This window comes from Bradyrhizobium sp. CCGB20, from assembly GCF_024199855.1.
Taxonomy (GTDB): Bacteria; Pseudomonadota; Alphaproteobacteria; order Rhizobiales; family Xanthobacteraceae; genus Bradyrhizobium.
The window spans coordinates 8,486,805-8,512,328 of record NZ_JANADN010000001.1; the positions used below are offsets into that span (position 1 = coordinate 8,486,805).

General features: G+C 65.3%; 18 protein-coding genes and 1 tRNA gene. 12 read left to right on the plus strand and 7 right to left on the minus strand.

Features of this window, described 5'->3' with window-relative positions:
* Nucleotides 1-16: 16 nt before the first annotated feature.
* A tRNA-Val gene (locus NLM15_RS39960) sits at nt 17-91 on the minus strand.
* 70 nt (nt 92-161) lie between these two features.
* Entirely contained in the window at nt 162-521 is a 360-nt protein-coding gene (gene cpdR, locus NLM15_RS39965) for a cell cycle two-component system response regulator CpdR (RefSeq protein WP_007597092.1), read from the minus strand.
* Between the two features lie 355 nt (nt 522-876).
* On the opposite strand from cpdR, the gene NLM15_RS39970 reads away from it, so the two are divergent.
* From NLM15_RS39970 to NLM15_RS39980, 3 genes are all read left to right on the plus strand, one after another.
* Complete coding sequence (locus NLM15_RS39970; protein WP_254123438.1) at nt 877-1,767, plus strand: N-formylglutamate amidohydrolase; 891 nt, start codon at nt 877-879, stop codon at nt 1,765-1,767.
* A 526-nt stretch (nt 1,768-2,293) separates the two neighbouring features.
* Nucleotides 2,294-3,076 (plus strand): histidinol-phosphatase, encoded by a 783-nt coding sequence (gene hisN / locus NLM15_RS39975; RefSeq protein WP_254123439.1) that lies wholly within the window; start codon nt 2,294-2,296, stop codon nt 3,074-3,076.
* Between the two features lie 18 nt (nt 3,077-3,094).
* On the plus strand, nt 3,095-4,060 hold the full coding sequence (locus NLM15_RS39980; RefSeq protein WP_254123440.1) for a tripartite tricarboxylate transporter substrate binding protein: 966 nt from the start codon (nt 3,095-3,097) through the stop codon (nt 4,058-4,060).
* A gap of 227 nt (nt 4,061-4,287) precedes the next feature.
* On the opposite strand, the gene NLM15_RS39985 is transcribed toward NLM15_RS39980, so the two are convergent.
* Nucleotides 4,288-5,178, minus strand: coding sequence for a LysR substrate-binding domain-containing protein (locus tag NLM15_RS39985; protein WP_254123441.1), 891 nt, complete (start codon nt 5,176-5,178; stop codon nt 4,288-4,290).
* Between the two features lie 90 nt (nt 5,179-5,268).
* Here NLM15_RS39985 and NLM15_RS39990 point away from each other — a divergent pair, with 90 nt between their 5' ends.
* Nucleotides 5,269-6,021 (plus strand): sulfite exporter TauE/SafE family protein, encoded by a 753-nt coding sequence (locus tag NLM15_RS39990; protein ID WP_254123442.1) that lies wholly within the window; start codon nt 5,269-5,271, stop codon nt 6,019-6,021.
* A 162-nt stretch (nt 6,022-6,183) separates the two neighbouring features.
* Here the strand turns inward: NLM15_RS39990 and NLM15_RS39995 are convergent, their stop codons facing one another.
* Nucleotides 6,184-6,816 carry a LysE family translocator gene (locus NLM15_RS39995; protein ID WP_254123443.1) on the minus strand — a complete coding sequence of 211 codons (633 nt, stop codon included), beginning with the start codon at nt 6,814-6,816 and terminating at the stop codon, nt 6,184-6,186.
* 213 nt (nt 6,817-7,029) lie between these two features.
* Between NLM15_RS39995 and NLM15_RS40000 the strand changes: the two genes are divergently transcribed.
* Both NLM15_RS40000 and NLM15_RS40005 read left to right on the plus strand, forming a co-directional pair.
* A complete protein-coding gene (locus tag NLM15_RS40000) occupies nt 7,030-8,826 on the plus strand; it encodes an adenylate/guanylate cyclase domain-containing protein (protein WP_254123444.1) in 1,797 nt (598 codons plus the stop codon).
* A 196-nt stretch (nt 8,827-9,022) separates the two neighbouring features.
* The gene (locus NLM15_RS40005; protein ID WP_254123445.1) at nt 9,023-11,791 is read left to right on the plus strand and encodes a di-heme-cytochrome C peroxidase; all 2,769 of its coding nucleotides are present in this window, start codon (nt 9,023-9,025) and stop codon (nt 11,789-11,791) included.
* 168 nt (nt 11,792-11,959) lie between these two features.
* On the opposite strand, the gene NLM15_RS40010 is transcribed toward NLM15_RS40005, so the two are convergent.
* Nucleotides 11,960-12,907, minus strand: a complete 948-nt coding sequence (locus tag NLM15_RS40010) for an alpha/beta fold hydrolase (protein WP_254123446.1) — start codon at nt 12,905-12,907, stop codon at nt 11,960-11,962.
* Between the two features lie 205 nt (nt 12,908-13,112).
* Between NLM15_RS40010 and NLM15_RS40015 the strand changes: the two genes are divergently transcribed.
* Nucleotides 13,113-13,574, plus strand: a complete 462-nt coding sequence (locus NLM15_RS40015) for an Hsp20 family protein (protein WP_254123447.1) — start codon at nt 13,113-13,115, stop codon at nt 13,572-13,574.
* A 152-nt stretch (nt 13,575-13,726) separates the two neighbouring features.
* Nucleotides 13,727-14,497 (plus strand): alpha/beta fold hydrolase, encoded by a 771-nt coding sequence (locus NLM15_RS40020; protein ID WP_254123448.1) that lies wholly within the window; start codon nt 13,727-13,729, stop codon nt 14,495-14,497.
* A gap of 230 nt (nt 14,498-14,727) precedes the next feature.
* Here the strand turns inward: NLM15_RS40020 and NLM15_RS40025 are convergent, their stop codons facing one another.
* Nucleotides 14,728-15,504, minus strand: a complete 777-nt coding sequence (locus NLM15_RS40025; RefSeq protein WP_254123449.1) for a hypothetical protein — start codon at nt 15,502-15,504, stop codon at nt 14,728-14,730.
* On the opposite strand from NLM15_RS40025, the gene NLM15_RS40030 reads away from it, so the two are divergent.
* The 3 genes from NLM15_RS40030 to NLM15_RS40040 all read left to right on the plus strand — a co-directional run bounded on the left by NLM15_RS40030 (nt 15,503) and on the right by NLM15_RS40040 (nt 22,337).
* Nucleotides 15,503-15,679: a hypothetical protein gene (locus tag NLM15_RS40030; RefSeq protein WP_254123450.1), complete on the plus strand. Its 177-nt coding sequence runs from the start codon at nt 15,503-15,505 to the stop codon at nt 15,677-15,679. The genes NLM15_RS40025 and NLM15_RS40030 overlap by 2 nt on opposite strands.
* 316 nt (nt 15,680-15,995) lie before the next feature.
* Nucleotides 15,996-20,729 carry a glutamate synthase large subunit gene (gene gltB / locus NLM15_RS40035; protein WP_254123451.1) on the plus strand — a complete coding sequence of 1,578 codons (4,734 nt, stop codon included), beginning with the start codon at nt 15,996-15,998 and terminating at the stop codon, nt 20,727-20,729.
* A gap of 156 nt (nt 20,730-20,885) precedes the next feature.
* Nucleotides 20,886-22,337 carry a glutamate synthase subunit beta gene (locus NLM15_RS40040; RefSeq protein WP_254123452.1) on the plus strand — a complete coding sequence of 484 codons (1,452 nt, stop codon included), beginning with the start codon at nt 20,886-20,888 and terminating at the stop codon, nt 22,335-22,337.
* Between the two features lie 195 nt (nt 22,338-22,532).
* On the opposite strand, the gene NLM15_RS40045 is transcribed toward NLM15_RS40040, so the two are convergent.
* Entirely contained in the window at nt 22,533-24,305 is a 1,773-nt protein-coding gene (locus NLM15_RS40045; protein WP_254123453.1) for an outer membrane beta-barrel protein, read from the minus strand.
* A 190-nt stretch (nt 24,306-24,495) separates the two neighbouring features.
* On the opposite strand from NLM15_RS40045, the gene NLM15_RS40050 reads away from it, so the two are divergent.
* On the plus strand, nt 24,496-25,503 hold the full coding sequence (locus NLM15_RS40050) for an SIS domain-containing protein (RefSeq protein ID WP_254123454.1): 1,008 nt from the start codon (nt 24,496-24,498) through the stop codon (nt 25,501-25,503).
* Nucleotides 25,504-25,524 lie beyond the last annotated feature (21 nt).

Sequence of the window (25,524 nt, forward strand, 5' to 3'; positions counted from 1 at the left end):
TATCGCGAGCGAAGGATGGTGGGCGCGACAGGGATCGAACCTGTGACCCCTACCATGTCAAGGTAGTGCTCTCCCGCTGAGCTACGCGCCCTAGATGTCGTATCGGGTCGGGTCCCTATAACGGCTCAGGGGAGCCGGTGCAAGGACCGAAGGGGGCCGATTTAGGCCGCCAGCATCTTGTTCACTTCGCTGACCAATTCGCGCAGGTGCACGGGCTTGGACAGCACCTTGGCGTTCTTGGGGGCGTCCGAATCCGAGTTCAGGGCGACCGCGGCGAAGCCGGTGATGAACATGATCTTGATGTCGGGGTCGAGTTCCGAAGCCCGGCGGGCGAGCTCGATGCCGTCCATTTCCGGCATCACGATGTCGGTCAGCAGCATCTCGAACGGCTCTTCACGCAACCGCTGATAGGCGGCCATGCCGTTATCGTGGGACGAGACCTGAAAACCGGCGTTTTCCAGCGCCTTCACCAGGAAACGGCGCATGTCGTTGTCGTCTTCGGCGAGCAGGATCTTTGGCATGGCAGGAAACGTCGAATCCCCAGAGGATTATCAGCAGAGGTCACTAAGCCCGACAGAGGGTAAATTTGTGGTGAAAATCTTTACCCCGGGAGGGCCGCGCTCCTGCACTCTTGTGAACCCGAATGCGGATCGAATCAATCGAGCCGAACGGGCGTGTCCCCGCCTCCCTGCCCGCAGGGTTAAGACATGTTCCAGCGACGATCACATCTTTTCGCTTGGCAGAATGGTTGCGATTCCGGACAATGAGGACACATAAGAGCCGCTCGATCGGCCGAATCATTCGATCCGGAGCCCATGCCGGATCCCTGCGGCGCCGAGGGATGAAGCCTGAGAGTAAGGGACGAAGCCTGAGAAGATGACCCGGTTTGACGGCGAGGTGTCGCCAGCGTTCGAGATCGTGGAGCCCGCGCAATGGCGCGCGCCGGTTATCTTCAACTCGCCCCATTCCGGCTCGACCTATCCGGACGAATTTCTGGCGGCCTCGCGGATCGACCTGCCGCAGCTGCGGCGGTCCGAAGATTCCTTCATGGACGAGCTGATCGGCCATCTGAGCGAGCGCGGCTTTCCGACCGTGCGGGTCAACTTTCCCCGCTCCTATGTCGACGTCAATCGCGAGCCCTATGAGCTCGATCCCCGCATGTTCACCGGGCGCCTGCCGAGCTTTGCCAACACCCGCTCGATGCGGGTCGCCGGCGGCCTCGGCACCATTCCGCGCGTGGTCGGCGATGGCCAGGAGATCTACCGCGACCGCATCCTGGTCGACGATGCGCTGGCGCGGATCGAGACGCTCTACAAGCCCTATCATCGCGCGCTGCGCCGGTTGATCAACAAGGTGCACCAGATGTTCGGCACCGTGGTGCTGGTCGACTGCCACTCGATGCCCTCGGTCGGCGTCAGCAGAGACGAGCCACGACGGCCCGATGTCGTGATCGGCGACCGCTACGGCACGAGCTGCACGCCGCTCCTCCCCGACAGGGTCGAGGAGACCATGACGGGGCTCGGCTATTCGATCGGCCGCAACAAGCCCTATGCCGGCGGCTTCATCACCGAGCATTACGGCAACCCGGCAAGCGGGCTGCACGCCGTGCAGCTCGAGCTCAACCGCGCGATCTACATGGACGAGCGGCGGCGCGAGCGCGGTCCGCGCTTTGCGCAAGTGGCAAGCGACTTCGGTGTGCTCGCCGACGTGCTGGCGACCACGATCCCGTTCGGCGATCTCGGCCCGTTCCAGGCCGCGGCGGAATAGACGGAAGCTTTTCTTCGAACGCTCGTGTCGTCTGCGATTGGCGCGAACGCGTTTTCGCTTCGCGTCCCAGCGCGCGCCAAAATGAAAACAGAGGCGCCAAGAAAAAAGGGCCGCTTCTGATGAAGAAGCGGCCCAAGTCTAGGGAGGAAACGCCCAAGGAGGGCAGCGGTAACGCAAAGCGCTACCGCACCGCAACAATATGCGGCCGCGCCGCACAAAGTGCAAGGGCTTTTGAGCGGTTTCCCATGCAAAACAGACATGGCTCAGTTGCTTATAAAGAAACCCGGATTCAGTTTCTTTGATAAGGAAATTCAATGGGTTGATTGTCATTTGCATACGAACAAGGCATGTTCGGAACTAAGTTTTCAACTCTGTGATCGATATTTGGCCAGCAGATGACTGGGATGGGGCAGCCGACTTCGGCATTCAAAATACCAGGGTGCAAATCAAGACAGCGCTGCACGCGAGGGACGAATTGGGTTAGGCAGGAGCGAGCTTCATCCGCCTTTCGCTTTGAGGATACGCCGTGACGGTGATCGACTTCTCCGCCTTCATCGGACGGCTCGCCACCGCGTCCGGCGAAACCATCCTGCCGCTCTTCCGCACCTCGCTGTCGATCGACGACAAGGGCAAGGCCAGGGATTTCGACCCCGTGACGGAGGCCGACCGTGCCGCCGAGGCGGTGATGCGGCGGCTGATCAAGGCCAGCTTCCCCCAGCACGGCATCGTCGGCGAGGAATTCGGCAATGAGCGCGAGGACGCCGACTATGTCTGGGTGCTCGACCCCATCGACGGCACGAAATCCTTCATCGGCGGCTTTCCGATCTGGGGCACGCTGATCGCGCTGCTGCACAAGGGTTCGCCGGTGTACGGCATGATGCACCAGCCCTTCATCGGCGAGCGCTTTTCCGGCGATAACGGCTCGGCGAATTACAAAGGCCCCTCCGGCGAGCGCCGGCTCCAGGTCCGCCGCTGTGCCTCGCTCTCGGAGGCGACGACCTACACCACCAGCCCGCTGTTGATGAACGAGCGCGACCGCGCCATTTTCGGCCGCATCGAAACCGGCGCGCGGCTGTCGCGCTATGGCGGCGACTGCTACTCCTATTGCATGCTTGCGGCCGGTCACGTCGATCTCGTGGTCGAGACCGAGCTGAAGCCTTACGATATCGCGGCGCTGATCCCGATCGTGACCGGCGCCGGCGGCGTCGTCACCACCTGGGAAGGCAAGCCCGCGCAAGGCGGCGGCCGCATCATCGCGGCCGGCGATCCGCGCGTACACGAAGAAGCACTGAAACTGCTCAACGCATAGGCGCCCCAAGGAGCCTGCATGAAAAACTGGCCTAAGCTCCTCCTCGCCATCCTGTTGCTGTTTCCAACGCTCGCCTTCGCCCAGAATTTTCCGACAAAGCCGATCAAGCTGATCGTGCCGTTCCCGGCCGGCGGGCCCAACGACATCATCGCCCGCGTGATCGGCCAGCGCATGTCGGAGCTGTCAGGGCAGCCGGTGTTGATCGACAATCGCGGCGGCCAGGGCGGCGTGCTCGGTACCGACGCGGTCTCGAAGGCGCCGCCTGACGGCTACACCATCGCCATCTCCAACGCCGGCGCGCTCGCGATCAGCCCGAGCATGGAGCGGGTCGCCTACGACACCTCGAGCGATCTCACGCCGGTGACGCTGGTTGCGACCGTGCCGGAAATGCTCGTCGTCGCCACCAATGTGGAGGCTAAAAGCATCGGCGAGCTGATCGCGCTGGCCAAGGCGCAGCCGGGAAAACTCAACTTCGCCTCCTCCGGCCCCGGCAGCCTGCCGCATCTCGCCGGCGAATTGTTCAAGCTCACGGCCAAGATCGACATCGTGCACGTGCCCTATCGCGGCGCTGCGCCTGCGGTGAACGATCTGCTTGGCCAGCAGGTGCAGATGACGTTCCTGGATCTCCCTGTGCTGCTGCCGCAAGTCAAGGCCGGCGCCCTGCGGCCGATCGCGGTCGGCTCGGCCGAGCGCGCACCGACCGCGCCTGACGTCCCCACGCTTTCGGAAGCGGGTTTTCCCGACCTGCGCGTCGAGAACTGGTACGGCATGGTGGCGCCGAAGGGCACGCCGAAGGAGATCGTCACCGCGCTGCATGGCCTCACCACCAAGGCGATGGCGGATCCCGCGGTGAAAGAAAAGCTCGCCGCGCAAGGCGCGACGCTGATCGGTGACGAGCCGGAGCATTTTCGCGCGTTCATCGCGGACGAGACGAAGAAGTGGGCGAAGGTGATCAAGGACGCTGGGGTCGAGACGGCGAAGTAGCGCGCAAATTAGAGGGCGGACGTCGCCAAGAGCACTCCTGCGTCCCCTCCCCCCCTTGCGGGGGAGGGCTAGGGAGAGGGGGTCACACGGGGACTCCGTCGATCTCTGTTCTTCGCAACAATCACACCTTTTGCTGGGCTACCCCTCTCCCCCGCCCTCCCCCGCAAGGGGGGAGGGAGCGCAGTTGAGTGCGCAGCTGCAGCGTCGGCCCACGTCAACTCGCTTGCTCACACCGCCTCCGCTCGCAAATGCTCCACCAGCATCTTGGCCGGCCGCGGCAGTGCCTTGAAGCTGCGTGCGCAGATCACGAGCTTGCGGTTGGCCCAGGCATCGCGCAGGCGGACCGTGGCGAGCGGCATCAGCTTGGCGCAGCGGCGGGCGGCGGAGATCGGGACCAGGGCGATGCCGACGTCGGCGGCGACCATCTGGCAGATCGCGTCGAAGTCGCGCAGGCGCGCACGGTAATGCGGACGCATGCCGAGCCGGGCGGCGTGCTTTGAAATGTGCATCTGGAGTGCGGTGGCGCTGGTGAGCCCGACGAAGTCGCAAGCGCCCGTCTCCTGAAAATCGATCTGGCGGCGGCCCGCGAACGGGCCGCGCCGCGACGTCACCAATGTCAGGTGATCCTCGCTGAAGACGAAGCGCTCGATATGGTCGGGCAGCGCGTGTTCGGCGGCGAAGCCGAGATCGGCGGCACCGGCGGTGATCGCGGCTGCAATATCTGTGCTCTCGCGCTCCTCGATGTCGATGGCGACGTCGCGATGCTCGCGCAGGAAGCCCGCCAGCGCCTTCGGCAGATGCTCCGACAGCCCCGACGTGTTGACGAGAAAATGCACGCTCGCGCGCACGCCGCTGGCAAAGCCGGCGAGATCGCCGCGCATGGCGTCGATCTGGTGAATGACGACCCTCGCATGGTCGAGCAGGCTCTCACCCGCCGCGGTCAACTCCACGCCGCGCCGCCCGCGCTTGAGCAGCGCGACGCCGAGCGCGTCCTCGAGCCCTTTGATGCGCGCGCTGGCCGAGGCCAGGGCCAAATGCGACCGTTCCGCGCCGCGGGTGATGCTGCGCTGGTCGGCGACGGCGATGAAGAGCTGGAGGTCGACGAGGTCGAAGCGCATGGCAGGTCTCCGCAGCCTTCGTATCTGACGAAGGCTTTCTCCGTAACCTCCAGATTGTGCTCGCGCGCGGCTTCGGTCAATGTGCGAGATATGATCGACCCGCTGCTCATCCTCATCGCCGCCGTCTTCCTGATCGCCGGATTCGTCAAGGGCGTGGTCGGACTCGGCCTGCCGACCGTGTCCATGGGCCTGCTCGCGGTGAGCATGGCGCCCAGCCGCGCGATCGCCATCGTCATCGTGCCCGCCATCGTCACCAACATCTGGCAGACCTTCGCCGGCCCCTATCTGCGCGACATCCTGAGGCGGCTGTGGCCGCTGATGATCGGCACCGTGATCGGATGCTGGCTCAACGCCGGCGCGCTGACCGGCCCGCACGCGCGCTACGGCACGATCGTGCTCGGAATCCTCCTGGTGATCTACGCCATCATCGGGCTGAGCAAGTTCAAGTTCCACGTCTCGCCGCCAAACGAGAAATGGGTCGGCGGCGTGGTCGGTGTGGTCACCGGCATGATCTCGGCCTCGACCGGCGTGCAGGTGATCCCGTCGATGCCGTTCATGCAGGCGATCGGCATGGAGAAGGACGAGCTGGTGCAGGCGCTCGGCGTCTTCTTCACGACGGCCACCCTGGCGCTCGCCTTCAACCTGACCGCCGGCGGATTGCTGACACCGGCCAATGCCGTGCCGGGCGCCGTGGGCATGGCCATGGCCTTTGCCGGCATGTTCATCGGCCAGTCGGTGCGGGCGCGGATGCCGGCGGAAGCGTTTCGCCGCTGGTTCCTGATCGCGATGATCCTGCTCGGCCTCTATCTCGCCGGCAGCGCGCTGCTGAAGGAATTCGCGTAAGCGCAGATTGTAGGGTGGGTTAGCCCCGGGCTGCGCGAAGCGCAGTCCCTTGGCGTAACCCACTTCTTTGGTTTCCGCGGAGACAAACAGTGGTGGATTACGCTTCGCTAATCCACCCTACGAAGCTAACCACCCTACGCACCCATCATTCGTTCGAACGAGTTACCGCGTCTCCAGCATGGCGACGCGGATGCCGAGATAGACGAAGAGGCCGCCGAGTGCGCGGTTGACCCAGGCGATCGCGCCCTCGGAGCGCCGCAGGCGGTGCGCGGCCCTGGCTGCGAACGCCGCCAGCACCAGGCACCACAGCGTCCCCGTAGAGATGAAGATCAGGCCGAGCGTCAGGAAGGCGAGCGGCTTCTGTGCTGAATCGGCTGCGACGAATTGCGGCAGGAAGGCCAGGAAGAACAGCGCGACCTTGGGATTGAGCGCGTTGGTGAAGACGCCCTGGAGGAAAACCCGCCGCAGCGAGCTCCGCGCCGGCTCGTCGATGGCTGAGGCCAGCACCGGGCGTGACCACAGCATCTGAAGTCCTGTCACAACCAGATAGGCGGCGCCGACCAGCTTCAGGATCGAGAAGGCGGTCGATGAGGCCATCAGCAGGGCCGAAAGGCCGATCGCCGCGCCCGCGACGTGGAAAAAGCAGCCGCAACTGATGCCGAGCGCCGCTGCGGCGCCGCCTCGCCAGCCCATCTGCATGCTGCGCCCGATCACATAGACCGTGTCAGGCCCCGGCGTGATGTTGAGCAGTATGCCCGACAGAATGAAGAGCCAGATTCCGTGAATGCCCAGCATGCGAGGTGTCCCCGTCAGCCCTGAAAGGCAGGCTTATTCGGTTCGGCCGCCGCCGTCCACCGCCAGGATTGCAGAGAATTTACCTAGAATTTGCAATGCGGATCATACTTTCGCTCGGCCTCATCTGCTTTATAAAGGCAGGGTTCTTGAAATGCGGGATTCGAGGCGACTGCCACGCCGTGGCCGGTCATCGATCCCTTGGAGCTCCGGGATATGGAAAGACGCCTGGCCGCCATCGTCTGCGCCGATGTCGCCGGCTATTCGCGCATGATGGGCAGCGACGAGGCCGGCACCCATGCCGCCTTCAAGGCCCATCGCAGCGCGATCCATCCCATCATCCTCAACCACGGCGGCCGCGTCGTCAAAAACACCGGCGACGGCTTCCTGCTCGAGTTCGCGAGCATCGTCGGCGCCGCCGAGGCTGCGATCGCGATGCAGACGCTGATGGCGGAGCGCAACCATCACCTGCCTGCCGAGCGCGCCATGCAGTTTCGCCTCGGCATCCACATGGGCGACGTCATCGCCGACGAGGACGAGGTATTCGGTGACGATGTCAACATTGCCGTCCGCCTCGAATCCGTGGCAAGCCCCGGCGGCTTCGCCATCTCGGCCAAGGCCTACCGGGAGGCGAGCAAGCACCTGACCGTGCCGCTGGTCGATGCCGGCAACCATCGCTTCAAGAACATCAAGGATGCGGTCGGGGTCTGGACCTGGACGCCCGAGGGCGCGCCGGCGCTCGCGCCCGAGCTGAGGGAGGCCTCGGCCCTGTCGCAGCAGTACCGCACGGCGATCGTCGGTGTGCTTCCCTTCGCCAATCTCAGCGACGCCCAGGACGAATATTTCTCCGACGGTCTCACCGAGGATCTGATCCACGCGCTGTCGCTGCAATCCTTCTATCGCGTGCTGAGCCGCAACTCGACCTTCGCCTTCAAGGGCAACAATGTCAGCACGCGCCTGATCGCGCGCGAGATCGATGCCACCTATCTGATCCAGGGATCGGTGCGGCGCGCCGGAGCCAAGATCCGCGTCACCGCCGAGCTGATCGCGCCGGAGACCGGCGAGCAGCTCTGGACCGGGCGCTACGACCGCGACATCGGCGACCTGTTCGCGATGCAGGACGAGATCACCACCAATTTGTCCGCCGCCATCGCCACCGAGATCGTCCGTGCCGAGGCCTCTGCGCCGGCGCGGCTCTCCACCGACGTCAGCGCCTGGGACCGCTTCCTCAAGGGGCTGTCGCACTACTACCGGCAGACCAAGGAGGATTTGGCCACCGCCGTAGACCTGTTCCGGGAAGCCATCAGGCTCGATCCCAAGCTGTCGATCGCGCACGCCTATCTTGCCACGATCCAGATCCAGAGCATCCAGTTCGGATGGGTCAAGGGCACGCGCGAGATGTGGGCCGAGGCGATGAACCTCGCCGAGACCAGCGTCCGGCTCGACCCGCGCTCCTCTTTCGCGTTCTCGATCCTGTCCTGGGCGCATGCGATGGAGGGGCACTACGAGGCCGCGATGGACGCCGCCAAGCGCGCCGTCGCGCTCAACCCCTACGACATGGGCGCGCGCGGCGTGCTCGGCATCTGCCATTTCGTCACCGGCGAGCACCGCGAGGCGATCGAGATGTTCTCGATGGCCTCGCAGCGCGACAACAGCGACCCGCGCTACCAATGGGCCGCGCTGAACGCCTTCAGCCATTATCTGCTGAGGCAATACGACGCGACCTTATCCTGGGCCCGCGAGCAGCTCTACATCAACCCGAACCACATGCAGGCGCTGGCGATCCGCGCCGCGGCGCTGGCACAGTTGCGCCGGGACGACGAGGCGGCCGAGGCCGCCGGCGTGCTCATGCGCAACTACCCGACCCTGAATGTCGACCGTCACTTGCGCAATTTCCACTGGAAGCGGCCCGAGGACCTCGCCCATTACCGCGAGGGGCTCCTGAATGCGGGCGTGCCGCTGGGCAAGCTGACCCTGGTCCAGAGCGACGTCAAACGCGCCGCCGAGTCCTGACGGGGGCCGCCGGCCCTCAAAGGTTCTTCTCAGTCCTGCTGGCAACGTCGCACCGGCTTTTATTGACACGACAGTGAATTCGGCCACACTTCGCTACACGCTGAAGTAGTATAACCTGCTGTCGGTTTGTTAGGACTTTCCGCGCTTGATCGGCGCGTCTGCATTTCACGATTCGCTGTTTTCAGGAATTTGGGCCATGAACGACCCCGCCTCGAAGCCCCCCTTCGATCCCTCGATCCAGGTCTCGCCAGACAATCCCTGCCCCTTCCTGCGCGGCCTCGTCGGCGAAGGTTTTGTCGACGGCGGCACCGTCCCGATCGGCAAGCTATCGGAGACGATCGCGAATGCCAGCGGCGACAAGGGGCTGATGAAGACGGTGGCCCGCGTCGAGACCCGCGGCATCGCGCTCATCGCCAACGGCTTCGGTCACATGCTGAAGAGCATGTTTTCGGGCGCACAGCTCGATGCCCTGCGCGGCGGCCCCCTGGACAAGCACGGCGCCGGTTCGCGCATCCTCAGCGTCGACGGCAAGGTCGATGAGGACCAGATCGCCCGCCTGGCCAGCTTCGGCAGGGCCTATTCCGATCCGAACGGCGGCGGCACCGAGCCCGGCATCAACGCGTCGGAAATACAGACCTACATGCGCGACAACCTCAAGCGCGCCGGGAGCGCCGTGCGCTGGTATTACCCGATATTGATGCAATTCGAATGGCCCATCCTGCTGAAGATCATGGGCAAGGGCGAGGGCGAGAACCGCTATCTCGCCATCGCCGACGTGCGCACGCTGTTCAACGAGCGCCAGTTTCCTGCTCGCATCAACCAGCGGGTCGTGTCGCAGCCGGTGCTGTCGACCTGCCAGCGCGTGGTGCGGGGCGCCCTCAAGCTTGCGGCGCTGCTGATCGCCCTCGGCCTTGTCGCCCTCGTCGCGGTCTCCGAATTCCCCAACCAGGTCCGCGCCATGCTGCCGCAGAAGGGGATCCTCGTGAATCTTCTGCCGCCGCCCTTGCCCACGGTCCCCGAGACGACGGCCGCCTTCTGGCTCGAGCAGAACTGGTCGCTGAAGGACCGGCACTGGTTCCACCATGCCAGTCAGGGCACCGCGACCTTTCCGGTGCCCTATGAGTGGTTCATGGCGCTGGAGCAGCCGCGCCTGCATCTGTTCTCGCGGCCGGGCATGATGAAGGACAGCGCCTATCTCGAGAGCTTCGGCTTCATCCCGAGCCCGCAATCGATCCAGACCGACGCGACGACGCTGCGCCGCTTCGGCTATGCCAATGTCTACGAGACGACACAGGTGCCGGACTGGTCGACGAGGTGGACCCCCGCCGAGAACGTCGACGGCCTGCCGGTCGGCTTCGCGCGCATGACCGGCGTCGTCGATCCCGCGACGGGCCATCGCGAACAGGACAAGATCGGGCTGACTTGCGCGGCCTGCCATACCGGCCAGATCCATTACCAGGGCATCGACGTCCGCTTCGACGGCGGCCCGGCCATGACCGACCTGAAGAAGCTCGAGCTCTCCACCGGCCTGTCGATCGCCTACACGCTGTACGTCCCGTTCCGCTTCCAGCGCTTCGCCGATCGCGTGCTCGGGCCCGAAGCCAGCAAGACGGACCGCGACGCGCTCAAGCAGAAGCTCAGCGCGATCGGCAAATTCCTCATCGACTGGCAGGAGAAGTACAACGAGACGATCGAGCACAAGCAGACCTGGGACGGCAAGCAGCAGAAGGATACCGAGGAAGGGTTCGGCCGCCTCGACGCCCTCAACCGCATCGGCAACCAGGTGTTCTCGCAGGATCTCGCGCTCAGCGGGGTCAAGGGATTTGAGAAGAACCTGCACGCCCAGGACGCGCCGGTCAGCTTCCCCGCGATCTGGACCGTGCCGTGGTTCAAGTTCGCCCAATATGACGCCTCGATCGAGCAGCCGCTGATCCGCAACGCCGGCGAAGCCCTCGGCGTCACCGCGCTGCTCAACCTGTCCGACGCCTATCCGGAGGACAGGCTCTGGCGCTCCACGGTTCACATCCGGACGCTCGGCTGGATCGAGGACATGCTCAGGGGTCCCGATCCGTTCAAGCCGGCCGATCCCTCCGCCGATCCGAAATTCGGCGGCCTGCTGGCGCCGCAATGGCCCTCGCAGATCCTCGGCGACGCATGGAGGATCGATCAGAAGAAGGTCGACAATGGCCGCAAGATCTACGCCGAGATGTGCTCTGGATGCCATTTGCCGGCCGTCAACACCAAGGCCTTCTGGTCCTCGGGACATTGGGAGCCGAGCGGCGACAGCAAGGTCCTGAACGCGGTGACGATCCCTCTCGACGAGATCAAGACGGATCCCGAACAGTCGCTCGTGCTCAGCAAGAGGATCGTCGACGTGCCCGGCTTCCTGAAGGTGAATACGGCGGACCTCCAGACCTGGTGGCAATGCGACATCCCGACCAAGAGCTCGCCGACCGAGATGGTCTACGCGCTCGGCCTCATGACGGTGGTCGATCTCGTCGCCCGCAAATGGATGGACGACGAGAAGGTCCCGGACGCCGAGCGGGCGAAGCTGTGGAACATGGCGCGCAAGAACTGTCTCAATCCGGCGCCCGATCCGCGTTACCGGGCGCGCCCGCTGAACGGCATCTGGGCGACCGCGCCCTATCTGCACAACGGTTCGGTGCCTTCGCTCTACTGGCTGCTCAAGCCGCAGAACGAACGCCCGCAAAGATTCTGCATGGGCCGCCGCGACTATGATCCCGTGACCGTCGGCTTCGCGGTCACCGCCGACGAGCGCTGCAAGACGGGCGAAACGCAGTTCTCGATGACCGGCTCCGACGGCAAGCCGGTGCAGGGCAACAGCGTGCTCGGCCATTCCTTCGAGCGCAAGGAAGGCGAACCGAAACGCCCCGGCGTGATCGGCCGCGTGTTCAAGGACGACATCGAGCGCTACGAGCTGATCGAGTATCTGAAGACGCTGTGAGCTGCTTTCTTACCTCTCCCCGCTTGCGGGGAGAGGTCGGAATTCGCGCGTAGCGCGGATTCCGGGTGAGGGGGACTCTCCGCGAGTTCCGACTCTCACCGCCCCTGCAGAGACTCCCCCTCACCCCAACCCTCTCCCCGCAAGCGGGGCGAGGGAGCAGACCGTCTCTCACTTGAACAGCGGCGTGCCCGGCACGAAGGCGTCGAAGGCGGCCCAGAACTGGGAGCGGTAGCGGTCCTGCTCCTGGAGGATCTCGTGCTTGGCGCCGGCGATCACGAGATGGGAGCCGGCACGCAAATGATAGGCGAACTCCTCGATCGCCGCGGTCGAGACCACGGTGTCGCTGGAGGCCGCCAGCATCAGGATCGGCTGGCGGATCTCGGAGGGGTAGTTCACGCCCTTGAAGGTGTTGATGGCGCGGAAGGCGGTATCGGCCCAAGCGATCGTCGGTGACGCGAGCCCGAGCGTCGGATCCTCCTCCAGGATCGCAGCATTGCGCGCGTACCGCACGGGATCGCTGGTCAGGGGATTGTTGATGAAGGGATTGAGCCCGGTGATGCGGTCAGTGCCGCCGGGAACATAGCGGCCGCCCTGCCCCAGCAGGCGCATCGTCCTGAGCAGCATCCGCGCCGGAAACGAGGTGGCGCGGCCGGGCAGATCGATCATCGGCGCGGACAGCACCATGCGGTCGAACCAGCGCTTGCCGGCATGCGCGATCCGCAACATCACGGTGCCGCCCATGGAGTGCGCGAGTGCGAAGAACGGCGGCGGACAATCCGGCAGCACCACCTGCTGCACGAAGGTCTCGACGTCGATCTCGAAATCGGAGAAGTCGCGCACATAGCCCTTGCGCGGATCGCGCAGGCGGCGCGAGGAGTGGCCCTGCCCCCGCCAGTCGATCATCGCCACCGCAAAGCCGCGGTCGCGCAGGTCGCGCACGGTCTCGAAATATTTCTCGATCTGCTCGCTGCGTCCGGTGAAGACGCAAACCGTGCCCTTGCGGTTCGCCGGCGGCGCCCAGCGCGCAAAGCGCAGCTCGACGCCATCGGGGGTCTTGATGGTGCCGCTGACGACGTCTTCGGGTACGGGATTGGACGGGATCGAGACCAGCGTCATGGGCGGGAAGTACTGCAAATCAAGGGGCTAAAGCGCCGAAAAGGCGCGAATGCCGCCCTCTTGAACGCCGTCTCGCTCCACCCATATCATTTTCGTGCAGGCCGCTACCAGTGTTTCGGAACCGGAACATCAGGCTGCACACAGACTAAAGCCCGGCCCGATTGGCGGGCGGGTTACCAACAGTCGCTCAATGGAGGACTTGACCATGCGTACCTACGATCTCACTCCGTTCTACCGTTCCACCGTCGGCTTCGACCGCCTCTTCAACCTGCTCGACCAGGCCGGTTCGGACGGCAGCCCCGGCTATCCCCCCTACAACATCGAGCGTACCGGCGAGAACGCCTACCGCATCACCGTTGCGGTCTCGGGCTTCGCCAAGGACGAGCTCTCCATCGTCGCGAAGGAAAACACGCTGACGATCAAGGGCGAGAAAGTCGCCAACGAGAACTCGAAGTCCGAAGTGCTCTACCGCGGCATCGCCGCGCGTGCCTTCGAGCGCGCCTTCCAGCTTGCCGACTTCGTGCAGGTGAAGGACGCCTCGCTCGAGAACGGGCTGCTTCACGTCGACCTCGTACGCGAGATTCCCGAAGCCAAGAAGCCGCGCCAGATCGCGATCAACACCAGCGCGCCGAAGGCGCAGGTGATCGAGAGCTCGGTCGCCGCCTAAGCACGCACGCCACTTCCAGGTTGGGAAAACGCCCCGGTGCCCCGGGGCGTTTTTTCGTTTTGCACCGCATCACAGAACGGTGAGGACCGTAACGCCGCGACTTCACGCTCCGTCCTTTGGGCATCGAACCCAAAACAAGACGGAGAACGATCATGTCACTTTGGCGCAGCCTTTTCGTCGCCGCGAGCCTGCTGGCGGCCCCCATCAGCCTCGCTCACGCGCAGACACCGCAAACGGTGAAAGCGAAGAACGTCGTGCTGGTGCACGGCGCCTGGGCCGACGGCTCGAGCTGGTCCGAGGTGATCCCGATCCTCCAGGCCGCAGGCCTGCATGTGACCGCCGTGCAGAATCCGCTGTCGTCGCTGGCGGAGTCCGTCGAGGCCACCAAGCGCGCGCTGGCCGAGCAGGATGGACCGACCGTGCTGGTCGCGCATTCCTGGGGCGGCACCGTGATCAGCCAGGTCGGCAACGATCCGAAGGTCACCGGCCTCGTCTATGTCGCCGCCCGCGCGCCCGATGCGAACGAGGATTTTGTGGCCCTGTCGAAGCAATTCCCGACGGGGCCAGTGCGCGCCGGCATCGTCGAGCGCGACGGCTACACAAAACTGTCGGAAGACGCCTTCCTGAAGTATTTCGCCAATGGCGTCGCCCCGGAACGCGCGAAGGAGCTCTACGCGGTGCAATGGCCGACGGCAGCCTCGATCTTCGCCGGCCGCACCACTGAAGCAGCATGGCATTCCAAGCCGAGCTGGTACGCGGTGTCGAAGAACGACGGCACCATCAATCCGGATTTCGAGCGCTTCCTCGCCAAGCGCATGAACGCAACCACGGTCGAGCTCGATGCCGGCCATCTCTCGCTGGTGTCGCATCCGAAGGACGTGGCGAATCTGATCCTGGACGCCGCGGGGTATCCGCGGAGCTGAGCGGAGATTGCCTCAATGCAAAAGCGCCCGAGGTGTCGGGCGCTTTTGTTTTGCTCGACTGTCTCCCACCGTCGTCCCTGCGAACGCAGGGACCCATAACCACAGGGAGAAGTTTGGCGAAGATGAGCAGTCCGGTACTCGCACATCATCCCACCGACAGACCACGCGGTATGGGTCCCTGCGTTCGCAGGGACGACAGCGTGGGTGTAATGCGCGTCAAGCTCGCAGCGTTAATCCAGCCCCTGCGCCGCCGGCATATCCTGCGTCGGCATGATGGTCGGAGCCGGCTTGGCCTGGCCAACGGTTGGCGCGGCGGCTTGCGGTGCTGCCTCAGGGGGCTTGGCCTGCACGGCGGCGGTCTGCTGCTGCTGCTGTGGTGCTTGCGCCTGCTGCGTCGCGGGCTCGGCCGGCTTGGCCGCGACAACCGGCGCCTCGCCACGCCGCGGGGCGGCCTTGGGCAGCGGCACGGTGCGGCTGGCCACATGCGGGATCGCGGCCGGCGGACGCGGCGGGCCGCTGCGGACCATGGTCGGCGGCGGCAGCGCGCTTTGCGGGCGGTAAGGTGCAACCGCCGGCGCCTCATAAGAGGGCGCCATGCCGAAGGCATCGGCGGACGGCATGAAACGGATAATCCGGCCATCGCGGGCATCGATCACGAGCCGGCCGTCGTCGCCGCGGCGGTCGATCACCGCGATGGTGTAGACGCTGCCGCGCAGGCGCGGGATGCCGAGCGGCGAGAAGCCGTTTTCGCGCAGCACCGCGTAGACCTCGATCGACGGCAGCAGCGCCGGGGCCGGGCCGCGCTCCTCGTAGCCATAGCCGTAACCGTAGCCTTGGCCGTAACGCGGCGGCGGTGGCGGCGCGGCGTCCGGCGGTGCGTAGGGACCGTCGAAATCGGACACCGCGACGACCCCGCCTGCGGGAACTTGTGCAAGAACCGGCGCCGGCATCGCGGTTGCGGCCAGCGCCAGCGTGGCAGCAGCCACACATCCTGTGAAAAACTTCATGGTCGACACGCTCCTGTCAGGCCCCGAACGTCTCGCGCTCTTTCGCTTCTTGCGGCGTGGCGCGCCTTTCGAAGGGCTGATCCGAAGCTTCATTCGGGATTTCGGCGTCGGCAGGGCCGGATCAGGGCACGTTTGCTTCAAAACCGGGGCCGCGCAACTTTCGAAAAGCGATTGATTGACATATCGGGAGTCGGGACTTCCGCGCGCTTGTGTGATAGACAAAAATTTGGCAAGGTGTTGTTTAGGACAGGAAGACTGTCTCAATTTTGCTTGCGATTCCGGCACAAGGATTGCAGCAAAAACTGGCACTTTCGAGCGCCGGCAAGGTACCAGGCAAAGCCGTTCTCGGGGACGAAGAACGCCTAGGCCTGAATTTAAGAAAATGCGGCTCGCAACGGACGAGCGGTGACCCAGAGGCGGGTGCCGCGGAACGCCCAAGGTGCGCCGAAGAGAGCGGTGAGGCAGCTTGCCGCATGGAGAGGATTGGAACAATGAACGGGTCGCAATTCGAGCGCGCAAACATCGTGGCAGAAGAGCTGTCGGCGACGGTCGCCTCGAAAACGACCGATCCGATTCAGGAACACAATTCGCGCCCGCCGGCCGTTGGTCTTTACGATCCGAGCCTGGAAAAGGATTCCTGCGGCGTCGGCTTCATCGCCAACATCAAGGGCAAGAAGTCCCACGAGATCGTCGCGGACGCGCTCAACATCCTCTGCAATCTCGAGCATCGCGGCGCCGTCGGCGCCGACCCGCGCGCCGGTGACGGTGCCGGCATCCTGGTGCAGATCCCGCACGCCTTCTTCAGCCGCAAGGCGAAGGAGCTCGGCTTCGCGCTGCCCAATCCCGGTGAATACGCCATCGGCGCGCTGTTCCTGCCGCGCGACACCGCCTGGCGCAACGTCATCAAGAGCATCATCGCCGACCAGATCAAGGAAGAGGGCCTGACCCTGCTCGGCTGGCGCGACGTGCCGACCGACAATTCCTCGCTCGGCGTCACCGTGAAGCCGACCGAGCCCGCCTGCATGCAGGTGTTCATCGGCCGCAACGGCACCGCCAAGACCGAAGACGAATTCGAGCGCCGGCTCTACATCCTGCGCAAGTCGATCTCGCAGGCGATCTACCAGCGCCGCGACCGCGGCCTTGCGGGCTATTACCCCTGCTCGATGTCCTGCCGCACCGTGATCTACAAGGGCATGTTCCTCGCCGACCAGCTCGGCAAGTACTATCCCGATTTGCACGAGGCGGACTTCGAGAGCGCGCTGGCGCTGGTGCATCAGCGCTTCTCGACCAACACCTTCCCGGCGTGGTCGCTGGCGCACCCCTACCGCATGATCGCGCATAACGGCGAGATCAACACGCTGCGCGGCAACACCAACTGGATGGCCGCGCGCCAGGCTTCGGTGAGCTCCGAGCTCTACGGCAAGGACATCAACCGGCTCTGGCCGATCTCCTATGAGGGACAGTCGGACACCGCCTGCTTCGACAACGCGCTCGAATTCCTGGTGCAGGGCGGCTACTCGCTGCCGCACGCCGTCATGATGATGATTCCGGAGGCGTGGGCCGGCAATCCCCTGATGGATGAGAAGCGCCGCGCCTTCTACGAATACCATGCCGCGCTGATGGAGCCGTGGGACGGCCCCGCCGCGATCGCCTTCACCGACGGCCGCCAGATCGGCGCCACGCTCGACCGCAACGGATTGCGGCCGGCGCGCTATCTCGTGACCAGGGACGACCGCATCGTCATGGCGTCCGAGATGGGCGTGCTGACGATCCCCGAGGACCAGATCATCACCAAGTGGCGCTTGCAGCCCGGCAAGATGCTGCTGGTCGACCTCGAGCAGGGCCGTCTGATCCCGGACGACGAGATCAAGGCCGAGCTCGCCCGCAGCCATCCCTACAAGGAGTGGCTGGAGCGGACCCAGATCGTGCTGGAAGAGCTGCCGAAGGTGCCGACCACCGGCGTGCGCTCCAACCTGTCGCTGCTCGATCGCCAGCAGGCGTTCGGCTACAGCCAGGAAGACATCTCCATCCTGATGACGCCGATGGCCTCCACCGGTGAGGAAGCCGCCGGCTCGATGGGCAACGACACGCCGATCTCGGCGCTGTCGGACAAGGCCAAGCCGCTGTTCACCTACTTCAAGCAGAACTTCGCGCAGGTCACCAACCCGCCGATCGATCCGATCCGCGAGGAGCTGGTGATGAGCCTCGTCTCCATCATCGGACCGCGGCCGAACCTGTTTGACCTGCAGGGCCTCGCCACCACCAAGCGCCTCGAAGCGCGCCAGCCGATCCTGACCGACGCGGATCTCGAAAAGATCCGCTCGATCTCCGACGTTGCCGAATCCCACTTCAAGTCGCGCACGCTGGACACCACCTTCCACGCCGGCCTCGGTGCGGCCGGCATGGACCAGGTGCTCGACGAGCTTTGCGCCCGTGCGGAAAGCGCGGTGCGCGAGGGCGTCAACATCATCATCCTGTCCGACCGCATGGTCGGCACCGACCGGGTGCCGATCCCGGCACTGCTCGCCTGCGCCGCCGTGCATCATCATCTGATCCGCGTCGGCCTGCGCACCTCGGTCGGCCTCGTCGTCGAATCCGGCGAGCCGCGCGAAGTGCATCACTTCGCCTGCCTCGCCGGCTACGGCGCGGAGGCGATCAATCCTTACCTCGCGTTCGAGACCATCATCGCGATGAAGGACCGCCTGCCCGGCTCGCTCGACGACTACGAGATCGTCAAGCGCTACATCAAGTCGATCGGCAAGGGCCTTCTGAAGGTGATGTCCAAGATGGGCATCTCGACCTACCAGTCCTATTGCGGCGCGCAGATCTTCGACGCGGTCGGCCTCAAGGCCGACTTCGTCGGAAAGTTCTTCGCCGGCACGCACACCCGCGTCGAGGGCGTGGGTCTCGCCGAGATCGCGGAAGAAGCCGTGCGCCGTCATTCCGACGCGTTCGGCGAGGCTCAGGTCTACAAGACCGCGCTCGACGTCGGCGGCGAATATGCCTATCGCAGCCGCGGTGAGGACCATGCCTGGACCGCCGAGTCCGTGGGGCTGCTCCAGCACGCCGCCCGCGGCAACTCGCAGGAGCGCTATCGCGCCTTCGCAAAGATCCTCAACGAGCAGTCGGAGCGCCTGCTGACGCTGCGCGGCCTGTTCCGGATCAAGAACGCGGACGAAGAGAAGCGCAAGCCGGTGCCGCTCGACCAGGTCGAGCCGGCCAAGGACATCGTCAAGCGTTTCGCCACCGGTGCGATGAGCTTCGGCTCGATCTCGCGCGAAGCGCACACCACGCTCGCGATCGCCATGAACCGGATCGGCGGCAAGTCGAACACCGGCGAAGGCGGCGAGGAGGCCGATCGCTTCAAGCCGATGCCGAACGGCGATTCCATGCGCTCGGCGATCAAGCAGGTCGCCTCGGGCCGCTTCGGCGTCACCACGGAGTATCTCGTCAACTCCGACATGATGCAGATCAAGATGGCGCAGGGTGCCAAGCCCGGCGAAGGCGGCCAGTTGCCCGGCCACAAGGTCGACGCGACCATCGCAAAAGTCCGGCACTCGACGCCGGGCGTCGGCCTGATCTCGCCGCCGCCGCATCACGACATCTACTCGATCGAGGATCTGGCGCAGCTCATCTACGACCTCAAGAACGTCAACCCGACGGGCGACGTCTCGGTCAAGCTCGTCTCCGAGATCGGCGTCGGTACCGTGGCCGCGGGCGTCGCCAAGGCGCGCGCCGACCATGTCACCATCGCGGGCTTCGAAGGCGGCACCGGCGCTTCGCCGCTGACCTCGATCAAGCACGCCGGCTCGCCGTGGGAGATCGGCCTCGCCGAGACCCACCAGACGCTGGTGCGCGAGCGGCTGCGCAGCCGCATCGTGGTCCAGGTCGACGGCGGCTTCCGCACCGGCCGTGACGTCGTGATCGGCGCGCTTCTCGGCGCCGACGAGTTCGGCTTCGCCACCGCGCCGCTGATCGCGGCCGGCTGCATCATGATGCGCAAGTGCCATCTCAACACCTGCCCGGTCGGCGTCGCGACCCAGGACCCGGTGCTGCGCAAGCGCTTCACCGGCCAGCCCGAGCACGTGATCAACTACTTCTTCTTCGTCGCGGAGGAAGTCCGCGAGATCATGGCCTCGCTCGGCTTCAAGACCTTCAACGAGATGGTCGGCCAGGTTCAGCTGCTCGACCAGACCAGGCTGGTCGCGCACTGGAAGGCCAAGGGCCTCGATTTCTCGAAGCTCTTCGTCAAGCAGAAGGAAGAGAAGGGCCAGAAGATCTATCACTCCGAGCGCCAGAACCATCATCTGGAAGCCGTGCTCGACCGCACGCTGATCGAAAAGGCGACGCCCGCCCTCGACCGCGGCGCGCCGGTGAAGATCGAGGCCAGGATCAACAGCACCAACCGCTCCGCGGGTGCGATGCTGTCGGGTGCGGTCGCCAAGATCTACGGCCATGCCGGCCTGCCGCACGACACCATCCATGTCGGGCTCAAGGGCACCGCGGGCCAGGCGTTCGGCGCATGGCTGGCGCAAGGCGTCACCTTCGAGCTCGAAGGTGAGGCCAACGACTATGTCGGCAAGGGCCTCTCGGGCGGCAAGATCATCGTCAAGCCCCCCGCCAACAGCGGCATCGTGCCGGAAGAGAGCATCATCGTCGGCAACACCGTGATGTACGGCGCCATCCAGGGCGAGTGCTACTTCCGCGGCGTCGCCGGCGAGCGTTTCGCCGTGCGCAACTCGGGTGCGGTCGCGGTCGTCGAAGGCGCCGGCGATCATTGCTGCGAATACATGACCGGCGGCATCGTGGTCGTGCTCGGCAAGACCGGGCGCAACTTCGCGGCCGGCATGTCCGGCGGCATCGCCTATGTGCTCGACGAGACCGGCGGCTTCGACAGGCTGTGCAACATGGCAATGGTCGAGCTCGAGCCGGTGCTGTCGGAAGAGCTGATCAACGCCGGCACCTATCACCACACCGGTGACCTCGAGGCGCACGGCCGGGTCGACGTGTTCAAGGACCTGCTCGACTCCGACGTCGAGCGCCTGCACGTCCTGATCACGCGCCACGCCAAGGCGACCGGCTCCAGGCGCGCAGCCGAGATCCTCGCCAACTGGAAGGACTGGCTGCCCAAATTCCGCAAGGTGATGCCGGTCGAGTACCGGCGCGCGCTGCGCGAGATGGCCGCCAACGCGGACGCTGAGCCGAAAATCGCGATCGGGGCGTAAATAAAAGAGCCTCATGGTGAGGAGGCGCGGAAGCGCCGTCTCGAACCATGAGACCACCAGCCGGGCCTTCATCCTTCGAGACGCGCGTTCCGCGCTCCTCAGGATGAGGGTCTAGCTAGAGAGCAGACGAACTAAGCGGCAGGGACTTCGGGTTTAATGGGCAAGATCACGGGTTTTCTCGAAATCGAACGGCATGACCGCAAGTACACCCCGGTCGCCGAGCGCGTGAAGCATTTTGGCGAGTTCGTCGTTCCCTTGACCGAGAAGGAAACGCGCGACCAGGCCGCGCGCTGCATGAACTGCGGCATCCCCTATTGCCACGGCACCGGCTCGGTGGCGCCCGGCACGCCCGGCTGCCCGGTCAACAACCAGATCCCCGACTTCAACGACCTCGTCTATCAGGGCAACTGGGAAGAGGCCTCGCGCAACCTGCACTCGACCAACAATTTCCCGGAGTTCACCGGCCGCATCTGCCCGGCGCCGTGTGAAGCCTCCTGCACGCTCAACATCGACGACAACCCCGTCACCATCAAGACCATCGAATGCGCCATCGTCGACCGCGCCTGGGACAATGGCTGGCTGAAGCCTGAGGTCGCCGCCGTCAAGACCGGCAAGAAGGTCGCGGTGATCGGCTCGGGTCCGGCCGGCATGGCTTGCGCGCAGCAGCTCGCGCGCGCCGGCCACGATGTGCACCTGTTCGAGAAGTTCGCCAAGGCCGGCGGCCTGCTGCGCTACGGCATTCCGGACTTCAAGATGGAAAAGGGCGTCATCGACCGCCGCGTCAAGCAGATGGAAGGCGAAGGCGTCACCTTCCACTACAACAGCCATGTCGGCGCTGAGGGCAATGTCGATCCGCGTGAGATGCTCAACGACTACGACGCCGTGGCGCTGACCGGCGGCGCGGAAGCCCCGCGCGACCTGCCGATCCCCGGCCGCGACCTCGTTGGCATCCACTACGCGATGGACTTCCTGCCGCAGCAGAACCGCCGCGTCTCCAGCGAGCCCCTGAACGGCGTCGAGGAAATCTTGGCGGGCGGCAAGCATGTCGTCGTCATCGGCGGCGGCGACACCGGCTCCGACTGCATCGGCACCTCGCTGCGCCAGGGCGCGCTCTCGGTGACCCAGCTTGAGATCATGCCCGCCCCGCCCGAGCGCGAGAACAAGGGCCTGACCTGGCCGAACTGGCCGCTGAAGATGCGCACGTCCTCGAGCCAGGCCGAAGGCGCGATCCGCGAATTCGCTGTGCTGACGCAAAAGTTCACCGGCGAGAACGGCAAGGTCAAGAAGCTGCACTGCGTCCGCGTCGACGACAAGTTCAAGCCGATTGCCGGCACCGAGTTCGAGCTGGATGCCGAACTCGTCCTGCTCGCGATGGGTTTTGTGCACCCCGTGCACGAGGGCCTCTTGAAGCTGCTGTCGGTCGACCTCGACCCCCGCGGCAACGTCAAGGCCAACACGCTGGACTATCAGACCTCGCGCCCGAACGTGTTCACCGCCGGCGACATGCGCCGCGGCCAGTCGCTGGTGGTCTGGGCCATCCGCGAGGGGCGGCTGTGTGCCCGGTCAATCGATACGTTCCTGATGGGGAAGACGGATCTGCCGCGCTGAGTTTTTTGCTCCGCTGCCGGACTAACAAGCGGTGTCATCGCCCGGCTTGACCGGGCGATCCAGTATTCCAGAGACGTTTGTGATTGAAACGATGGGCCGCGGCGTACTGGATGCCCCGGTCAAGCCGGGGCATGACAGCGGAGTGAGTGGCAAGGGCGCCGCTAAACCGCATTCGCTCGAACGCGATCCGCTCCCTCAATTCTGCAGCCTCACCCCGACCATCACCACCGTCCCCTGCGAGCTGGACCCCGCCACGTTCGAATTCAGGATGTCGTGGCGCAGCGTGCCCTTGATCCAGATGTTGCGGTTGAGCTTGTAGATCAGATTGCCTTCGAGCGAGTAGGTCTTGTCGTTGCGATTCTGGTTTTGGTAGTCGTAGGTGCCGTAGGTGAACCTGCCGACCGCGGTGAGCCAGCGGCGGAAGTCGTGATCGACTTCGGCGGCGTAGGTGTGCACCAGCACGCCGGAGGAGCCGGGGACCGTGGACTCGGCGATCTGCGTGTCGGTGAAGAATTTCACGGTGGTCAGGCCACTCGCATTCCAGATCAGCGAGCCCGCGGTCAGGAAGCCCGCGAGCTGGCTGAGGCGCGGGTCGACGTAGTTGCGCGCGGTATAGCCGACCGAGATTTCGCCAACGAGGATGCGCGTGAACTCGAACGTCGAGCCGACCTTGGCATAGCCACCCGATGAATCGCGGAAATAGCCGTTGCGGTCCGCGGGCTGGTCGTGCACGCGGCTGTCGCCTTCGATCTCGACGAACGGCTTCAGCCCCGGCTTGAGGTCGTAGGAGAAACGTCCCACACCGCCGTACTGGTTGAAGTCGCGATCGTCGTTGCTCGAAATCGTACCGTCAGTGAGCTTGGAGTTCGTGTAGGCGGTGCGATCTACAGTCACGCCGGCCGCGACCTGGAAACGGTTGAAGGTCTGGTCGAAGCCGAGCGTGGTGCCGTAGGCGGCGTAGATTGGATATTTCTGCAGGCCGGCCTGCACGTTCGGGCTGCCGGGATTGTCGGTGGCGAGCCGCAGGCGGAGCTGCGAGGTCAGCTTGAAGTCGCGGTCGACGTCGAGGCGGCCGTCGACATGGCCGGTGAAATCGGGGCGGTCGATCTCGACCGGCGACGGCGAGGCAAAGCCGTCGATCGTCGCCGGCATGTTGTTGGTGTAGCCGGAGAACGAGCCGCGCAGATCGGCGACCAGCGCGTGGCGCTCCCAGTCGGACGCCACGAGAAGATCGGGCGCGACGACATAGACGGGCGAGCCGACCGGCTTGTTGAGACGCGCGGGATTGGTGTCGTAGCCGGTGGAGAGCTCGAGCCCGCCCTTGATCAGGAAACTGCCGGCATAGTCGCCGACGGCGCCGAACGCATCGTCGTCGGCCTTGAGGCGGCGGCGCTGCGGCTGGCCCGGCACGGTGCCCGCCATCGCCGCCGGCACCGGCGCCCTGTTCGCGGTCTCGGATGGCGGCGGCGCGATCTTGGGCAGGCCGAGCGTGGACACCGGCGGCTTTGCCGACGGCACTGGCGAGCCCGGCCCCGCAGCGCGCTTCGGCTTCGGCTGACCGGGATAGAGCTTTGGTTGCTGCCGCTTGCGGTTCAGCGAGTCGTAGCCGGAGCTGCTCGCGCCGTTGGCGGCGGGCAGGCCATAGGTCGGGACCTGATTGGCCGGGGTTTGACCGGTGCGCGAGGTGGCCGGCGCCGGCTGGCGCCCGCGCGGATCGGCGTTTGGATCGGGCAGCGCCGGCAGCGCGTCCGACGGCGCCTGCGGCACGCCCGCCGTGCGGCGCGTCGGCAGCGTATCGGGCGCGGCAAAGCCGCCGCGGTTGGGATTGAAGAGGTCGGGCGTGAGGCTCTGTGCGGCTACCGGGGCGCTCCCGAGGCCGGTCAGCGCAAGGCACGGCACAAGGCACGGCAAAGCCGCGCGCAGGAAATGCCCGCGCTTGCTCCGGCCCGTGCCTGGAGACGACCCCACGATGGAATTACCTCAACGAAATCAAACACTTTCACGACGACCTCCGCCGGGTGGCGGGAACCATCGTTAATGGAGTTAAAACAATTATGGTTAATGACCGGTTGAGGGCTTTTGGGGCCTCGTCGCCTCACCAGCCCGGGCATGCTAAGCAGGCGCCAACGGGCGAATGCCCCCTTCCCTGGACCTGAACATGCCGAGCTCGAAACCGCTGATGACCCCATCATCCGGCCCCATCACGACAAGCGTCGAATCCGCGCTCCGCACGCTGGAGACGGAGAGCGGCGGCATCAACGCGCTCGCCGCCGCGCTGCGCGGCCCGCTGGGCGCGACGTTTGCCAAGGCGGTCGACCTGATCCGCAACGCCAAGGGCCGCGTCATCGTCACCGGTCTCGGCAAGTCCGGCCACATGGCGCGCAAGATCGCGGCGACGCTGGCCTCCACCGGCACCCCCGCCTTCTTCGTCCACACCGCGGAAGCCGCCCATGGCGACCTCGGCATGATCACGACCGACGACGTCATCATGGCGCTGTCCTGGTCCGGCGAGCAGCCGGAGATGAAGACGCTGGTGAACTATTCGGCGCGGTTCGCGATCCCGATGATCGCGGTGACGTCGAACGCTTCGTCCTCGCTGGGACAAGCCGCCGACATCGTGATCGAGCTGCCGAAGGCGCGCGAGGCCTGCCCGCACAATCTGGCGCCGACCACCTCGACCATGATGCAGGTCGCGATCGGCGATGCCATCGCGATCGCCCTGCTCGAGGGCCGCGGCTTCACCGCGCTGGAGTTCGCGCATTTCCATCCCGGCGGCAAGCTGGGCGCGATGCTGAAATTCGTCCGCGACTACATGCGCACCGGCGCGGAAATCCCGCTCAAGCCGCTCGGCACCAAGATGTCGGACGCAGTGATGGAAATGTCCGCGAAGGGGCTGGGCTGCGTCTGCATCGTCGATGATGCCGGCGGGGTCGCAGGCATCATCACCGACGGCGATCTGCGCCGCCACATGCGGCCGGATCTTCTGACGGCGTCGGTCGACGACATCATGACGAAGCAGCCGAAGACCGTGCCGCCCTCGATGCTCGCCACCGAGATGATCGAGGTGCTGAACACGAGCAAGATCACGACGCTGGTGGTGACCGAGGCGGACAAGGTGGTCGGCATCGTGCATCTGCACGATTTGCTGCGGGCGGGTGTGGCGTAGGGCACTCTCCGCGCCGTCATT

Bases quoted from the DNA above. Each gene is read 5' to 3' on its own strand.
- cpdR (WP_007597092.1), bottom strand. From the start codon at position 521: ATGCCAAAGATCCTGCTCGCCGAAGACGACAACGACATGCGCCGTTTC.
- NLM15_RS39970 (WP_254123438.1), top strand. From the start codon at position 877: ATGACCCGGTTTGACGGCGAGGTGTCGCCAGCGTTCGAGATCGTGGAG.
- NLM15_RS39980 (WP_254123440.1), top strand. From the start codon at position 3,095: ATGAAAAACTGGCCTAAGCTCCTCCTCGCCATCCTGTTGCTGTTTCCA.
- NLM15_RS39985 (WP_254123441.1), bottom strand. From the start codon at position 5,178: ATGCGCTTCGACCTCGTCGACCTCCAGCTCTTCATCGCCGTCGCCGAC.
- NLM15_RS39990 (WP_254123442.1), top strand. From the start codon at position 5,269: ATGATCGACCCGCTGCTCATCCTCATCGCCGCCGTCTTCCTGATCGCC.
- NLM15_RS39995 (WP_254123443.1), bottom strand. From the start codon at position 6,816: ATGCTGGGCATTCACGGAATCTGGCTCTTCATTCTGTCGGGCATACTG.
- NLM15_RS40000 (WP_254123444.1), top strand. From the start codon at position 7,030: ATGGAAAGACGCCTGGCCGCCATCGTCTGCGCCGATGTCGCCGGCTAT.
- NLM15_RS40005 (WP_254123445.1), top strand. From the start codon at position 9,023: ATGAACGACCCCGCCTCGAAGCCCCCCTTCGATCCCTCGATCCAGGTC.
- NLM15_RS40010 (WP_254123446.1), bottom strand. From the start codon at position 12,907: ATGACGCTGGTCTCGATCCCGTCCAATCCCGTACCCGAAGACGTCGTC.
- NLM15_RS40015 (WP_254123447.1), top strand. From the start codon at position 13,113: ATGCGTACCTACGATCTCACTCCGTTCTACCGTTCCACCGTCGGCTTC.
- NLM15_RS40020 (WP_254123448.1), top strand. From the start codon at position 13,727: ATGTCACTTTGGCGCAGCCTTTTCGTCGCCGCGAGCCTGCTGGCGGCC.
- NLM15_RS40030 (WP_254123450.1), top strand. From the start codon at position 15,503: ATGGTCGACACGCTCCTGTCAGGCCCCGAACGTCTCGCGCTCTTTCGC.
- NLM15_RS40025 (WP_254123449.1), bottom strand. From the start codon at position 15,504: ATGAAGTTTTTCACAGGATGTGTGGCTGCTGCCACGCTGGCGCTGGCC.
- gltB (WP_254123451.1), top strand. From the start codon at position 15,996: ATGAACGGGTCGCAATTCGAGCGCGCAAACATCGTGGCAGAAGAGCTG.
- NLM15_RS40040 (WP_254123452.1), top strand. From the start codon at position 20,886: ATGGGCAAGATCACGGGTTTTCTCGAAATCGAACGGCATGACCGCAAG.
- NLM15_RS40050 (WP_254123454.1), top strand. From the start codon at position 24,496: ATGCCGAGCTCGAAACCGCTGATGACCCCATCATCCGGCCCCATCACG.